Below are 14255 nucleotides of genomic sequence, written 5' to 3' on the forward strand. Positions count from 1 at the left end.
CATGGGCAAGAGCAGGAAGCGCCGCCCCGGACCGAAGGGCGCCACCTCACCGGGAGACGCCACCGGACCCCGGGCGAGCACCGCGTCGGAGCCCGTTGTCGCGCCCGAGCCGGCCACCGCACCGGAGCCCGCCACCGCGGCGGAGCCCCACGTCGCACCGGAGCCCGACATCGCGGCGGAGCCCCACATCGCACCGGAGCCCGAGCCGGCCATCGCACCGGCGAGGACCGTTCCGGTCTTCGGCACGAGCGTGAACGACGGGGCCGACCCGGACTTCACCGCGGCCGAGGCGTCGCAGCCGGGCCCTCCGCCCGTCGCTGTCGAGGGTCGCGGTGCCTGGCGGCGGCTGGTGCGCATGGGCCGCCCGCGGGCGACCCGGGCCAACGTGCTCGGCGCCCTGCTCGCCCTGCTGCTCGGCGTGGGCATCGCCGCCCAGGTGCAGCTGACCAACGAGCGCGGGCTGGACGAGCTGAGCCAGACCGACCTCGTCCGCGTGCTCGACGACATCTCCGTGCGCTCCTCCAGGCTCGACCAGCAGGTACGCGAGCTGGAGGCCACCCGCGACCGGCTCAAGAACGGCACGGGCACGGCCGCCGAGGCCCAGGACCAGGCGCAGCGCCGGGTCGACACCCTCGGCATCCTCGCCGGCACGCTCGCGGCCAAGGGGCCGGGCATCACCATGCGGGTGTCCGACCCCACGAACGCCCTGACCGGCCCGATCGTGCTCGACATGATCCAGGAGCTCCGCGACGCCGGCGCCGAGTCCATCGACGTCGGGGGAGTCCGCGTGGTCGCCTCGACCTTCGTCGGCGACCGCAACGGGGCGATCCTCGTCGACGGCAAGCAGGTGAGCCGGCCCCTGGTGATCAAGGCCATCGGTGACTCCAAGACCCTGTCGTCGGCCATGACCATCCCCGGCGGGATCGTCGAGTCGGTGCGCCAGAAGGGGGCCGAGGCCTCCGTCGCCGAGTCGGACCTCATCGAGATCACCTCGATCCACCAGCCCACCCCGATGACCCACGCGAAGCCCGTGGAATGAGCGGGCCGATTTGTCCGACGGCGACGCGCTCGGCCTGTCGTCGGCCCAGTGCCTGCGCGGACGGGCCCGACGTGGCATCCTCTCAGGTGCCGACGCATCGACCCGCGCTTGCAGGCGCCCGTGCACCACACGCCGTCCGACCTGCCAGCAGCTGGCACACCACCGACAAGGAGCGACATGAGCGACCTGCAGTACCCCTCTGACCTGCGCTACACCAGCGACCACGAGTGGGTCCGCGTGGGCGAGGACGGAGTGGTCCGCATCGGCATCACGTCGTTCGCCCAGGACGCCCTCGGCGACGTCGTCTACGTCTCCCTCCCCGCGGTGGGCGACACGGTCACCCCGGGCGACTCCTGCGGCGAGGTCGAGTCCACCAAGTCGGTCAGCGACGTGTACGCCCCGCTCGAGGGCGAGGTCACCGCGACCAACGAGGCCCTCGACAGCTCTCCCGAGCTCATCAACTCGGACCCCTACGGTGAGGGCTGGATGTTCGAGATCCGCCTGAACGACCCCTCCTCCGTCGACGGCCTCATGGACGCCGACGCCTACACCGCGTCCCTGTCCTGACCGACGCAGCCCAGACGGGTCCTGGACTCCCAGGGCCCGAGCCACGGGTCCACTCCGGACCCCACCGCAGCCCGAGTCCACGCCGCTGATCCGGCCGGAACGGGCCCTACCGAGGCGGCGACCCCGCCGCCTCGGCCGGGTTCGGATCCGTGCTGGTCAACTAGAGTGGACGGACCCGGTCTCGCCCGAGCCACAGAGGAGGAGCGGCGCATGTCCAGCGACACGCCCGAGCCCGACGACCTGAACGTCGAACCCCGCACGATGCGGTTCCAAGGCGTGCCCGCGCAGGACCTCGAGCACGTCGAGTCCGTCCCGCGTGGACTCACCGCCGAGGACCAGGCCACGATCGAGGCGCTGCGGCCGGGCACGGCGCTGCTCGTCGTGCTCCGCGGCCCCAACACCGGCGCACGGTTCCTGCTCGACGACCAGGAGGTGGCCGCCGGCCGCCACCCCGACTCCGACATCTTCCTCGACGACGTCACCGTCTCCCGCAAGCACGCGACGTTCCTCGCGCGCGGCGGCGGCTACGTCGTGCGGGACTCCGGCTCGCTCAACGGCACCTACGTCAACCGGGAGCGCATCGACGAGGCACCGCTGCACCAGGGTGACGAGGTGCAGATCGGCAAGTTCCGCCTCGTCTACTACACGTCCGGAGCAGCGCAGCACGCTCCGGCATGAGCACGGCCTCCGCCACGGGGGAGGGGGCTGCGCCGCCGCCACGGCGCCTCACCATCGGGAAGGTCCTCGCGAGCCTGGCGCCGGAGTTCCCCGACGTCACCGCCTCGAAGATCCGGTTCCTCGAGGCAGAGGGGCTGGTCCGGCCGCACCGCACCGCGTCCGGCTACCGCACCTACACCGACGACGACGTGGCCCGTCTGCACTACATCCTGGCCGCGCAGCGCGACCGCTACTGGCCGCTCAAGGTGATCCGTGAGGCGCTCGACGCCCTCGATCGCGGCCTGTCGGAGCCGGCCGACGAGACGGACGGTCGACCGCGTCCGCCTGCCCCGACGGTCGACCCCGAGGTGCCCTCACCACACGAGCTCCTCGGCCGGCGGGAGGTGTCGCTGACGGGACCGGAGCTGCGCGAGGCCACCGGCATCGACCGCGAGACCATGCACGCGCTCGAGACGTACGGCCTGCTCCGCAGCGACGAGCGAGGCCACTTCGGCCACGAGTCCCTCGCAGTCGCCGCCGCGGCGCGAGCGCTCGCCGCCCACGGTCTCGAGGCTCGCCACCTGCGGCCCTTCCGCACCGCTGCCGACCGCGAGATCGGCCTGGTGGACCAGGTCCTGGCGACGCGCCGTGGGGACGGCTCCCGCGACGAGCGCGCAGCCGAGATCGCTTCTGCCTGCATCGCGCTCCACGTGGCGCTGGTCCGCGAGGGCCTGGGCCGCTAGGGCCGTCCCGGGCATACGAGGCGCGAGGTACGGTGGAGGAGTGAGAGAGGTCGATGTCCTGGGCGTCCGCGTCGAGATGCCCACGAACCACCCGATCGTCCTGCTGCGGGAGAGGGACGGTGGCCGCTACCTGCCGATCTGGATCGGCGCAGCGGAGGCAGCCGCGATCACGTATGCGCAGCAGGGGGTGGTGCCGCCCCGGCCACTGACCCACGACCTCATGCGCGACATCCTCGCCGTCCTCGGCCACGAGCTGACCGAGGTGCGCATCGTCGCCCTCAAGGACTCCGTCTTCCACGCGTCCCTGGTCATCGACGGCGGCAAGACCGAGGTCAGTTCGCGCGCGAGCGATGCCATCGCGCTGGCGCTGCGCACCGGAGCCAAGGTGCTCGTCGAGCCCTCGATCCTCGACGAGGCCGCGATCGTCGTGTCCTCCGAGGAGGACGACGAGGTCGAGAAGTTCAAGGAGTTCCTCGACCACGTCTCTGCCGAGGACTTCGAGGGCCCGGCACCCGAGGGAGAGCCGGGGGACCGCCCCGACCTGCCGGAGTGAGCCCCACCCCTCCGTGCCAACCCTCACCTTGAGGTAGTGGCTGAAGGTTCGGCGCTGGCGCCGACACGCCGGGCTCCCGGCGGTCCCGGTGATTGACCAGAGCCAACACGCGGCCTACCGTCGGAGAACGACGTGACTGTAGTTATCCCCATGTCGTCTGCGCCGGCGTCGGTCGCCGCGCAGCCTGAGCACGAGGAGGACGGCATGGCCGCCATCGAGGACGCGCACGACGCGAGCCGGGCCGTGCCCGCTGTCTCGCAGGGCCTGCTGTTCACCGACGACCTGCCCGACCTCGCCGAGGACAGCGGCTACCGCGGTCCGACGGCGTGCAAGGCGGCCGGCATCACCTACCGCCAGCTCGACTACTGGGCCCGCACCGGGCTGGTCGAGCCCTCGGTGCGCAGCGCCACCGGCTCGGGCACCCAGCGCCTCTACGGCTTCCGCGACATCCTCGTGCTCAAGGTGGTCAAGCGCCTCCTCGACACCGGCGTCTCCCTGCAGCAGATCCGCGTCGCCATCAGCCACCTGCGCGAGCGCGGCGTCGAGGACCTCGCCCAGATCACCCTGATGAGCGACGGCGCCTCCGTCTACGAGTGCACCTCCGCCGACGAGGTCATCGACCTCGTGCAGGGCGGACAGGGCGTCTTCGGCATCGCCGTCGGGCGCGTGTGGCGCGAGGTCGAGGGCGAGCTGGCGATGCTCCCGAGCGAGCGCGTCGACGAGACACCCGAGCACCAGGGCGAGCACCCCGGCGACGAGCTGACCGCCCGCCGCCAGGCGCGCCGCCTGGCCTGAGGCCACCGAGCCGGTCCCGAGGCGCGCCCAGCGCCGAGCCGGGCGCGGGACGTCACCACCTCGCGCGCCGGCTGCTAGATTTGATGTGCCGATCGACCCTGCGTGGGAGAGTCCTCGGGGTGCCCAGGCACCTGCGAGGCGCCGAAGGGGCAACATCCCCGGAACCTCTCAGGCGCCAGGACCACGCGGGCGAGGCAACTCTGGAGGCACCGTTCTCGGGCGCTCGACAGACGGGGAGCGTGTGTCGTCCGCTCGAATCCCGCCAGGAGTCCCCATGTCGATCGACCATCTCGTGCCCGTCACCACCGGAAGCTCCGCCCCGACGGCCATGGCCGACTTCGTCAGCCGCCACGTGGGGCCTGCGGGCGACGACGTGCGCCGCATGCTCGAGGTGGTCGGGCAGCCCAGCCTCGACGCGATGTGCGACCGGGCGATCCCGGGCGCCATCCGCTCCGACGCCCCGCTGACGCTGCAGGCAGCCGCCAGCGAGAGCGCGGTCATCGAGGAGCTGCGCGCCCTCGCCTCGCGCAACACCGTGCTGACCTCCCTGATCGGCCTCGGCTACTACGGCACCGTCACGCCTCCGGTCGTGCGGCGCAACGTCCTCGAGAACCCCGCGTGGTACACCGCGTACACCCCGTACCAGCCGGAGATCTCCCAGGGCCGTCTCGAGGCGCTGCTCAACTTCCAGACCGTCGTCACCGACCTCACCGGCCTCGACGTCGCCGGGTCGTCCCTGCTCGACGAGGCGACCGCCGCTGCCGAGGCGATGTCGCTCATGCGCCGGGCGAGCAAGGCGGCCACCGACGGCGTCGTCCTCGTCGACGAGCGGCTCTTCCCGCAGACGATCGCCGTCATGCGCACCCGTGCGGAGGCCATCGGCCTGCCCCTCGTCGTGACCGACCTGCGCTCCGTGCGCGACGCCGAGTCGCTCTCCGCCGCGGCGGACGGCAAGGCCGTCGTCGGCGCCATGGTGCAGTACCCCGACGCCACCGGCGAGATCGTCGACTGGTCGGCCCTGACCGACGCGGTCCACGAGGCCAAGGGCCTGGTCACGGCCTGCGCCGACCTGCTGGCCCTCACGCTCGTGAGCGCACCGGGGGAGTGGGGCGCCGACATCGCCGTCGGCAGCGCCCAGCGCTTCGGCGTCCCGATGGGCTTCGGCGGCCCGCACGCCGGTTACATGTCGGTGCACCGCGGCCTCGAGCGCCAGATTCCGGGCCGCCTGGTCGGCGTCTCGGTCGACGCTGAGGGCCACCAGGCCTACCGCCTCGCGCTGCAGACGCGCGAGCAGCACATCCGCCGCGAGAAGGCCACCTCCAACATCTGCACCGCGCAGGTGCTCCTCGCCGTCATGGCGAGCATGTATGCCGTGTGGCACGGTCCCGCGGGGCTGGTGGCCATCGCCAAGCGCGTGGCCGGGCTCACCACCGCCCTCCGCGAGGCCCTCGTCGACGGCGGCCTCGACGTCGAGACGACCTCCTTCTTCGACACGCTGACGGTCGTCGTCCCGGGCCGGGCCGCCGACGTCGTCGCCACGTTCGCCGACCGCGGCATCAACGTCCGGGGCGTGGACGACGACCGCGTCTCACTCAGCCTCGACGAGACCTCCGACCTCGGCACGGTCGGCGCGGTGCTCCAGGCCTTCGGCCTCGAGAGCTCGCCGGAGCGCCACTCCCACCTCCTCGACGAGGGAGCACACGGCATACCGCAGGGGCTCGAGCGCTCGTCCGACTTCCTCACCCACCCCGTCTTCCACGCGCACCACTCCGAGACGGCGATGCTGCGCTACCTGCGCCGCCTCTCCGACCGCGACTTCGCGCTCGACCGCGGCATGATCCCGCTCGGCTCGTGCACGATGAAGCTCAACGCGACGACGGAGATGGAGTCGATCACCTGGCCGGAGTTCGCGAACCTGCACCCGTTCGCGCCCGCCGAGCAGACCGAGGGCATCCGCGGTCTCATCGCCGACCTCGAGGCGTGGCTGTGCGAGATCACCGGCTACGACGCGGTCTCGCTGCAGCCCAACGCCGGCTCGCAGGGCGAGTTCGCCGGCCTGCTCGCCATCCACGCCTACCACCAGGCGCGCGGTGAGGGGCACCGACGGATCTGCCTCATCCCGGCCAGCGCCCACGGCACCAACGCGGCCTCCGCCGTCATGGCCGGCCTCACGGTCGTCGTCGTCAAGACCGCAGCCGGCGGCACTGTCGACATGGACGACCTGCGGGCCAAGATCGAGGCCCACCGCGACGACCTCGCCGCGATCATGGTGACCTACCCCTCGACCCACGGGGTCTACGAGGACACCATCACCGAGCTGTGCGAGCTCGTCCACGACGCCGGCGGCCAGGTCTACGTCGACGGCGCCAACCTCAACGCGCTCGTCGGGCTCGCCCAGCCCGGCAAGTTCGGCGCCGACGTCAGCCACCTCAACCTGCACAAGACCTTCTGCATCCCGCACGGCGGCGGCGGCCCCGGCGTGGGCCCGGTCGCGGTCCGTGCCCACCTCGCGCCGCACCTGCCCAACCACCCGCTCGCCCCGGAGGCCGGCCCCGAGACCGGCGTCGGCCCGGTCTCGGCCGCCCCGTACGGCTCCGCGGGCATCCTGCCGATCTCGTGGGCCTACGTCCGGCTGATGGGCGGCGAGGGCCTCAAGCACGCCACGCAGATGGCCGTCCTCGGCGCCAACTACATCGCCGCCCGGCTGCGCGAGCACTACCCGGTGCTCTACTCCGGTGACGAGGGCCTGGTGGCGCACGAGTGCATCCTCGACGTCCGCCAGATCACGTCCGAGACCGGCGTGACGGTCGACGACATCGCCAAGCGCCTCGTCGACTACGGCTTCCACGCCCCGACGATGAGCTTCCCCGTCGCCGGCACCCTCATGGTCGAGCCCACCGAGTCCGAGAACCTCTACGAGCTCGACCGGTTCTGCGACGCGATGATCGCCATCCGCGGCGAGATCGAAGAGATCCGCGCCGGCAAGGTGGCCGTGGGCGACAGCATGCTGCGCCACGCCCCGCACACGGCCCTCAACATCGCGGGCGAGTGGGACCACCCCTACGACCGGATCCAGGCCGCCTTCCCGGTGGGCGTCGAGGCCGCCGACAAGTACTGGCCGCCGGTCAGCCGCATCGACGGCGCCTACGGTGACCGCAACCTCGTGTGCTCGTGCCCGCCGCCGGAGGCGTTCGAAGGCTGACACTCCGCTCGACGGGCTCGCACGAGCCCGTCGAGTGTGGTTGTCTCGGCACGTGGGAGCGGATGTCGAGCAGGCCAGGTACACACGCGAGCAGCGGCAGCAGTACCGCGAGAAGGTGCGCCGCGACCTCGACGTCTTCGAGCGCATGCTCGGCAAGAGCGAGTTCGAGTTCGACCGGCCGATGACCGGCCTCGAGATCGAGCTCAACCTCGTCACCGAGGACCTCGGTCCCAAGCTCGACAACAAGTCGGTGCTCGAGCAGATCGCCGACGAGAACTACCAGACCGAGCTGGCCCGCTACAACATCGAGCTCAACGTCCACCCCCGGCCGCTGCCGGGCGACGCCGCGCTCGAGCTCGAGGAGCACCTGCGCGAGTCGCTCAACCGCGCGTCCGAGAAGGCGGCCGAGGCGCACGCCGGCATCGTGGCCATCGGCATCCTGCCGACCGTCATGCCCGAGCACTTCGAGGGCGACTGGATCAGCGAGAACATCCGCTACGCCGCCCTGAACAACGCCGTGCTCGACGCGCGCGGCGAGGACGTGTGGCTCGAGCTCGAGGGGCCGACGGGGGAGCGGATCGCGCGCTACTCCGACAGCCTCGCCCCCGAGTCGGCCTGCACCTCGATCCAGCTGCACCTGCAGGTCCAGCCGGAGCGCTTCGCCGACCACTGGAACGCCGCCCAGGTGCTCGCCGGCCCGCAGCTCGCGCTCGGGGCCAACTCGCCCTACTTCCTCGGCCAGCGGCTGTGGGCCGAGACCCGCATCCCGCTCTTCACGCAGGCCACCGACACCCGGTCCGTCGAGCTGAAGAACCAGGGCGTGCGCCCGCGGGTCTGGTTCGGGGAGCGCTGGATCACCTCGATCTTCGACCTCTTCGAGGAGAACGTCCGCTACTTCCCGGCCCTGCTGCCCGAGCTCTACGACGAGGAGCCCGAGGAGGTCTTCGAGCGCGGCGAGGTGCCCGAGCTCAAGGAGCTGCGGCTGCACAACGGCACGGTCTACCGCTGGAACCGGCCGATCTACGACATCGTGCACGGGCGCCCGCACCTCCGAGTCGAGAACCGCGTCCTGCCGGCAGGCCCGAGCATCGCCGACGTCATGGCCAACGCCGCCTTCTACTACGGCACGATGCGCGTCCTCGCCGAGGAGGACCGCCCGGTGTGGACCCGGATGAGCTTCTCGGCGGCCGAGTCCAACTTCGAGGAGGGCGCGCGCCTCGGCATCGACGCCCGCACCTACTGGCCCGGCCTCGGTGACGTCCCGGCCACCGAGCTCGTGCTGCGCCGGCTGCTGCCGATGGCCCACGAGGGCCTGCAGCGCTGGGGCGTGTCGACAGCCGTGCGCGACCGGTTCCTGACGATCATCGAGCAGCGCTGCCTGCAGGGGGTCAACGGCGCCTCGTGGCAGACCGAGTGCGTGGCACGCCTCGAGGCGCGGGGACTCACGCGCGACAAGGCCCTGCGCGAGATGCTGGCCCGCTACATCGAGGGGATGATGGCCAACGAGCCCGTCCACACCTGGGAGCTCCCCGGCGATTGAGCCAGCCCGGGGAGGCTGCGCCACAACGCAGCTCGCGTATGCCGTGTGCCCGGGGCAGGCGGCATACGCGACCTCCCGGACGGGCTCAGTCGGAGAGCAGGCGCCAGGGGGAGAGGTTGTACATCCCGAGGCAGCGGGTGGAGCGGTGGTGCGTCAGGACGCTCATCGAGCCGGCGTCGAGAACGAGCTGCTGGCCGAAGCACGGGTCGACCTTGAGGTAGGTGGCGGTCAGCACCCGTAGGGCGTGGCCGTGGCCGAAGAGGGCGACGTCGCCGCGCTCGAGGTCCGGCCAGATCTTGTCGAGGACCTGCTGGGCCCGGTCGGCCACGTCGTGGATCGTCTCGCCGGGCGTCACCCCCGGCTTGACCCCGTCGACGAAGACCTCCCAGGGGTGGCCGAGCTCGGCGCTGATCTGCTTGGTCGTGATGCCCTCGTAGGCGCCGTAGTCCCACTCGCGCAGCAGCGGCTCGACTTCGAAGTCGCCGAGCCCCGCGAGCTCGGCCGTGCGCTTGGCCCGCTGAAGCGGTGAGACGAGCACCCGCTCGAACCGGTGGCTGCGCAGGACACCCGCGAGCTCCTTCGCCGCCGCCTCGCCCTCGGGCAGGAGCGGCAGGTCCGTCGTGCCGGTGTGCTGGCCGGTGAGCGACCACTCCGTCTCGCCGTGCCGGAAGAGGTAGATGTTGCCGGGCACGACGCCGTCGGGGGAGGCCATGCCTGCACAGTATCCGCGGGCGGCGGTGGTCCGCGCCCTGGGGCTCGCCGTGGGGGGCCCGTCCCGCACCCGCTCGGAGGCGTGCTGGGGCAGACTTCGGCCATGGACCTGCCCTTCCGCCTGCTCAACGTCTTCGCCATCGAGGACGATCCCTTCTCGGGCAACCCCCTGTGCGTCTTCCCCGAGGCGGCCGGCCTGGACGAGCCAGCGATGCAGGCCTGGGCGCGCCAGTTCAACCTCAGCGAGTCGGCGTTCGTCACCTCGGCGGTGACGGGGGAGGCTGCGGGAGAGGCTCAGGTGCGCATCTTCACCCCCGGGCACGAGATGCCCTTCGCCGGACACCCGACCCTCGGCACGGCGGAGGTGGTGGCCGATATGGCCGGCGACGTCGACGAGGTGCACCTGAGCATGCCGGCCGGACGCATCCCCGTGGTGCGCACGGCCGACGGCTGGCGCCTGACCGCCCGACCGGCGACCTTGCGCGAGGTCGGGTCCAGCGCTGCCGACCTCGCCCTCGCCCTCGGTGTGCAGGAGGCGTCGGTGGTCCGGCAGGACGCCTCGTGGGTCGACGCGGGCGTCGAGCAGCTCGTCGTGCACATCGACTCGGCCGAGGCGGTGCGCGCGTGCGCTCCGGTGGCCTCCGGGATGGCGGCCCACATGACCTCGCCCGGGCGGCCGCCCCACGTCTACGCGTGGGCGTGGACGGGACCGGGCAGCGTCGAGGCGCGGCTGTTCTACACCGAGGGGCAGTCGGTGCTCGAGGACCCGGCCACCGGTTCGGCGTGTGCCAACCTCGGCGGCTGGCTCGCTGCGCAGGGCCGGCGGGACGTCTCGGTGGAGGTCAGCCAGGGCGCCGCGGTCGGACGGCCCTCGAGGCTGCTGCTCGACGTCGACGCGCACGGCCGGGTGCACGTCGGCGGTCGGGTCGACGCGGTGGGCCAGGGCGTGGCGGTGCACGGCGGCCCCGGGCGCAGCCGGTCTGGGCTCAGCGAGAAAGGGCGCTGACGGTGGGCACCTACATTGCCTTCCTGCGCGCCGTCAACGTCGGCCAGCGCTGGGTCAAGATGGAGCGCCTGCGGACCCATCTGAGCGCCAACGGCTTCGGCGAGGTGGTCACGCACATCCAGAGCGGCAACGTGCGCGTCACGACCCCGATGCGCAGCACGTCCAAGGTCGAGGTCGCCCTGCGCGAGCTCATCAGCGAGGAGTTCGGCTTCGACGTCCCGGTCATCGTCCGGTCACCCGCTGACCTGCGACGAACCGCGGCCGAGGCGGACGCCCTGGAGTCGCCGCTCGGGGCGCACGCGCGACGCTACGTCACCTTCACCACCGGCGGCATCACGCCCTCCGGGCGCTCGGCGCTCGAGGAGTGGGCCGAGCCCGGCGAGCGCGCGGTCGTGCTCGGCCCGGACGTCGTGCTGTTCCTGACGAAACCGGCGCACGGGATCAAGCTGACCAACGCGCGCCTGGAGAAGCTGACGGGCGCGACCGGCACGGCCCGCGACATCAAGGTCGTGCGCGCGCTCGCCGAGAAGTGGGGCAGCTGACCGGTTCCCGGCCCTACGGACCGCCACGGACCGCGGCGCCGCCGCACGGGCGTGCGCGGCCCGGGCCGACGGCATACCTCGTGGCGGTCCGACGGCCCGCCGGCGCACCTCAGAGGCGGGAGCGGCGCACGAGCTCGAAGCAGACCACGGCGGCGGCCGCGGAGACGTTGAGCGACTCGACGCCCGCGGCCATCGGGATCGACACCCACGTGTCGACCTGCCGGGCGACCTCAGGCGTGAGCCCTGCCGTCTCGCTGCCGAGCACGAAGGCCACCGGCTCGGGCAGGTGGGCGGCGAAGAGGTCGTCGTCCCCCGAGGCGTCGAGGCCGACGACGTGGAAGCCGTGCTCCTTGAGCTCGCGCACCGCCTCGCCGGCGGTGAAGGCCTTGAGGATCGGTGAGCGGAAGGCGACACCGGCGGAGGCCTTCACCACGAGCGGGTCGAGCGAGGCCACCCCCTTTCGGGGCACGACGATCCCGTCGACGCCGGCCGCCGTGGCCGAGCGCAGGATCATGCCGACGTTGGCCGGCGTCGTCACGCCGTCGAGAACCAGCACGGTGCGCAGCCCAGCGGCGTCGTCTGCGAGCGCCGCTTCGAGGGGCCGCATCCGGGGTGCGACGACGTCGGCGAAGACGCCCTGGTCCTGGCGCCCGTTGCCGGCCAGCTTCTTGACGCGCTCGGCGCTCGCATACGACAGGACCACCCCGCGCCGGCGCGCCGCCTGCTGGATCTCGCGCAGGCCGCTGCCGCGAGCGCCCTCGGCGATGACGACCTTGTCGACGTGCAGGTCCTCGTCGAGGAGCACCTCGTGCACCGGGTTGCGGCCGTAGACCGTGATGAAGCGGTCCTTCGGTGAGGTCTCTGCAGTCACCGCGACAGGATCCCACAGCCCCGTTACGCCTCCCGCGCCACGCCGGGGCCGCGGGAATGGGGGAGCGCCTCCCGGCGTTCGATACGATTGAATCGTCAACTAAAGGAGCTGGGACACATGCAGTTCGGGATCTTCACCGTCGGTGATGTCACGACCGACCCCACCACGGGACGGACGCCGACCGAGCACGAGCGCATTCAGGCCACCGTCGCCATCGCCAAGAAGGCGGAGGAGGTCGGGCTCGACGTCTTCGCCACCGGTGAGCACCACAACCCGCCCTTCGCCGCTCCGGCCAACCCGCCCGTGCTGCTCGCGGCCATCGCCGCGCAGACCGAGCGCCTCGTCCTCTCGACGTCGACGACGCTCATCACGACGAACGACCCGGTGCGCATCGCCCAGGACTACGCGTACCTCCAGCACCTCAGCAACGGCCGGATGGACCTCATGCTGGGCCGCGGCAACACCGGCCCGGTCTACCCCTGGTTCGGCAAGGACATCCGCGACGGCATCCCGCTGGCGATCGAGAACTACGCGCTGCTGCACCAGCTGTGGCGCCAGGACGTCGTGAACTGGCAGGGGAAGAACCGCACCCCACTGCAGGGCTTCACCTCGACGCCCCGCCCGCTCGACGGCATACCCCCGTTCGTGTGGCACGGCTCGATCCGCAGCCCCGAGATCGCGGAGCAGGCCGCCTACTACGGCGACGGCTTCTTCTCCAACCACATCTTCTGGCCGGCCAGCCACACCAAGCAGATGGTGCAGCTCTACCGTCGGCGCTTCGAGCACTACGGCCACGGGCGCGCCGATCAGGCGATCGTCGGTCTCGGCGGCCAGGTGTTCATGCGCAAGAACAGCCAGGACGCCGTGCGCGAGTTCCGGCCGTACTTCGACAACGCCCCGGTCTACGGCCACGGCCCCTCCCTGGAGGAGTTCACCCGCCAGACGCCGCTGACCGTCGGCAGCCCGCAGGAGGTCATCGAGCGGACCCTGAGCTTCCGGGACTACGCCGGCGACTACCAGCGCCAGCTGTGGCTCATCGACCACGCGGGGCTCCCGCTGAAGACGGTCCTCGAGCAGCTCGACATCCTCGGCGAGGAGGTCGTGCCGGTGCTGCGCAAGGAGTTCGCGGCCCTCAAGCCGGCGCACGTGCCGGACGCCCCGACCCACGCCGCCCGCGTCGCTGCCGCCGGTGGCGCGCACGACACGACCGTGTACGCCGAGGGCGACGACGTCACCGGCGCCTCGCCCGACCCCACCCGCACTCCCGTCTCGCTGGAGGTGACCAAGTGACCACGCAGAGCCCCTTCCGCCTCGCCGTCATCACGGCCGGCGTCACCGACCCCTCGTCGACGCGCCTGCTCGCCGACCGCCTCACCGAGGCGACCGTGCGGGCGCTCGCCGGCCAGGGCGTCGGCGAGGTCGTCGTCGAGGTCGTCGACGTGCGCGACGTCGCCCACGACGTGACGAACAACGTCCTCACCGGCTTCGCGTCCCCCGAGCTGCAGGTCCGGCTCGACGCGATCGCCGAGGCCGACGCGCTCGTCGTCGCCACCCCGATCTACGCGGCGTCGTACAGCGGGCTGTTCAAGATGCTCGTCGACGTCCTGCCGAAGGACGCCCTGCGCGACACCCCGGTCCTGCTCGGCGCCACGGGCGGTACGGCGCGCCACTCGCTCGCCATCGACCACGCGCTCCGTCCGCTCTTCGCCCACCTCGGCGCCCTCGTGGCCCCGGTCGCGGTCTTCGCAGCCAGTGAGGACTGGGGGAGTGTCGATGCCGGTCGCCTCGGCGAGCGCATAGAGCGGGCAGGCACGGCCTTCGCGGCCCTCGTCTCCGGGGCGCCCCGCACGGCTCGCGTCGACCCCTTCGAGCAGGTGACCCCGTTCGAGGCGATGCTCACCGACCTGCGGGCCTGACACCCGCCTTCGGCGCCCGGTCGGCCACTGCGGCCGGCCGGGCGCTTCGCGCGTGCGCCCGCCGCGGAGGGTGTCGGGTGGCCGCCGAGCCCCCACCATCCACCACACTCGGT

The 14255-nt window shown here is 72.1% G+C and carries 14 protein-coding genes and 1 riboswitch; of the genes, 12 read left to right on the plus strand and 2 right to left on the minus strand.

Features of this window, described 5'->3' with window-relative positions:
* The first annotated feature begins 1 nt into the window (after position 1).
* The 8 genes from AB0316_RS08625 to AB0316_RS08660 all read left to right on the plus strand — a co-directional run bounded on the left by AB0316_RS08625 (position 2) and on the right by AB0316_RS08660 (position 9096).
* A complete protein-coding gene (locus AB0316_RS08625) occupies positions 2–1039 on the plus strand; it encodes a DUF881 domain-containing protein (protein ID WP_366272237.1) in 1038 nt (345 codons plus the stop codon).
* A 177-nt stretch (positions 1040–1216) separates the two neighbouring features.
* Positions 1217–1606, plus strand: coding sequence for a glycine cleavage system protein GcvH (gene gcvH, locus AB0316_RS08630; protein ID WP_366272238.1), 390 nt, complete (start codon positions 1217–1219; stop codon positions 1604–1606).
* 261 nt (positions 1607–1867) lie between these two features.
* On the plus strand, positions 1868–2284 hold the full coding sequence (locus AB0316_RS08635) for an FHA domain-containing protein (protein WP_366272833.1): 417 nt from the start codon (positions 1868–1870) through the stop codon (positions 2282–2284).
* A complete protein-coding gene (locus AB0316_RS08640) occupies positions 2281–3006 on the plus strand; it encodes a MerR family transcriptional regulator (protein ID WP_366272240.1) in 726 nt (241 codons plus the stop codon). Before AB0316_RS08635 ends, AB0316_RS08640 begins: the two co-directional genes overlap by 4 nt.
* Before the next feature lie 40 nt (positions 3007–3046).
* On the plus strand, positions 3047–3559 hold the full coding sequence (locus tag AB0316_RS08645) for a bifunctional nuclease family protein (protein ID WP_142185471.1): 513 nt from the start codon (positions 3047–3049) through the stop codon (positions 3557–3559).
* Positions 3560–3763: 204 nt separating this feature from the next.
* On the plus strand, positions 3764–4354 hold the full coding sequence (locus AB0316_RS08650; protein WP_366272835.1) for a MerR family transcriptional regulator: 591 nt from the start codon (positions 3764–3766) through the stop codon (positions 4352–4354).
* A 93-nt stretch (positions 4355–4447) separates the two neighbouring features.
* Positions 4448–4548: riboswitch (glycine riboswitch) on the plus strand.
* Between the two features lie 80 nt (positions 4549–4628).
* A complete protein-coding gene (gene gcvP, locus AB0316_RS08655) occupies positions 4629–7556 on the plus strand; it encodes an aminomethyl-transferring glycine dehydrogenase (protein ID WP_366272242.1) in 2928 nt (975 codons plus the stop codon).
* Between the two features lie 52 nt (positions 7557–7608).
* On the plus strand, positions 7609–9096 hold the full coding sequence (locus tag AB0316_RS08660) for a glutamate--cysteine ligase (protein ID WP_366272244.1): 1488 nt from the start codon (positions 7609–7611) through the stop codon (positions 9094–9096).
* An 85-nt stretch (positions 9097–9181) separates the two neighbouring features.
* Here AB0316_RS08660 and AB0316_RS08665 read toward each other — a convergent pair whose 3' ends face one another.
* On the minus strand, positions 9182–9808 hold the full coding sequence (locus tag AB0316_RS08665; RefSeq protein ID WP_366272246.1) for a histidine phosphatase family protein: 627 nt from the start codon (positions 9806–9808) through the stop codon (positions 9182–9184).
* A gap of 102 nt (positions 9809–9910) precedes the next feature.
* On the opposite strand from AB0316_RS08665, the gene AB0316_RS08670 reads away from it, so the two are divergent.
* Positions 9911–10813: a PhzF family phenazine biosynthesis protein gene (locus tag AB0316_RS08670; protein WP_366272248.1), complete on the plus strand. Its 903-nt coding sequence runs from the start codon at positions 9911–9913 to the stop codon at positions 10811–10813.
* Between the two features lie 2 nt (positions 10814–10815).
* On the plus strand, positions 10816–11355 hold the full coding sequence (locus AB0316_RS08675; protein WP_366272250.1) for a DUF1697 domain-containing protein: 540 nt from the start codon (positions 10816–10818) through the stop codon (positions 11353–11355).
* A 109-nt stretch (positions 11356–11464) separates the two neighbouring features.
* Here AB0316_RS08675 and AB0316_RS08680 read toward each other — a convergent pair whose 3' ends face one another.
* Positions 11465–12226, minus strand: coding sequence for an RNA methyltransferase (locus AB0316_RS08680; protein WP_366272252.1), 762 nt, complete (start codon positions 12224–12226; stop codon positions 11465–11467).
* A gap of 117 nt (positions 12227–12343) precedes the next feature.
* Between AB0316_RS08680 and AB0316_RS08685 the strand changes: the two genes are divergently transcribed.
* Entirely contained in the window at positions 12344–13516 is a 1173-nt protein-coding gene (locus tag AB0316_RS08685; RefSeq protein ID WP_366272254.1) for an LLM class flavin-dependent oxidoreductase, read from the plus strand.
* Positions 13513–14142 (plus strand): CE1759 family FMN reductase, encoded by a 630-nt coding sequence (locus AB0316_RS08690; protein WP_366272256.1) that lies wholly within the window; start codon positions 13513–13515, stop codon positions 14140–14142. Before AB0316_RS08685 ends, AB0316_RS08690 begins: the two co-directional genes overlap by 4 nt.
* The last annotated feature ends 113 nt before the right edge of the window (positions 14143–14255 follow it).

It is taken from the genome of Terrabacter sp. NPDC080008 (genome assembly GCF_040702505.1).
Lineage (GTDB): Bacteria > Actinomycetota > Actinomycetes > Actinomycetales > Dermatophilaceae > Terrabacter.

What these genes read in the sequence shown, in the direction of transcription:
- AB0316_RS08625 (WP_366272237.1), top strand. Translation starts at nt 2, where the DNA reads ATGGGCAAGAGCAGGAAGCGCCGCCCCGGACCGAAGGGCGCCACCTCA.
- gcvH (WP_366272238.1), top strand. Translation starts at nt 1,217, where the DNA reads ATGAGCGACCTGCAGTACCCCTCTGACCTGCGCTACACCAGCGACCAC.
- AB0316_RS08635 (WP_366272833.1), top strand. Translation starts at nt 1,868, where the DNA reads ATGCGGTTCCAAGGCGTGCCCGCGCAGGACCTCGAGCACGTCGAGTCC.
- AB0316_RS08640 (WP_366272240.1), top strand. Translation starts at nt 2,281, where the DNA reads ATGAGCACGGCCTCCGCCACGGGGGAGGGGGCTGCGCCGCCGCCACGG.
- AB0316_RS08650 (WP_366272835.1), top strand. Translation starts at nt 3,764, where the DNA reads ATGGCCGCCATCGAGGACGCGCACGACGCGAGCCGGGCCGTGCCCGCT.
- gcvP (WP_366272242.1), top strand. Translation starts at nt 4,629, where the DNA reads ATGTCGATCGACCATCTCGTGCCCGTCACCACCGGAAGCTCCGCCCCG.
- AB0316_RS08665 (WP_366272246.1), bottom strand. Translation starts at nt 9,808, where the DNA reads ATGGCCTCCCCCGACGGCGTCGTGCCCGGCAACATCTACCTCTTCCGG.
- AB0316_RS08670 (WP_366272248.1), top strand. Translation starts at nt 9,911, where the DNA reads ATGGACCTGCCCTTCCGCCTGCTCAACGTCTTCGCCATCGAGGACGAT.
- AB0316_RS08685 (WP_366272254.1), top strand. Translation starts at nt 12,344, where the DNA reads ATGCAGTTCGGGATCTTCACCGTCGGTGATGTCACGACCGACCCCACC.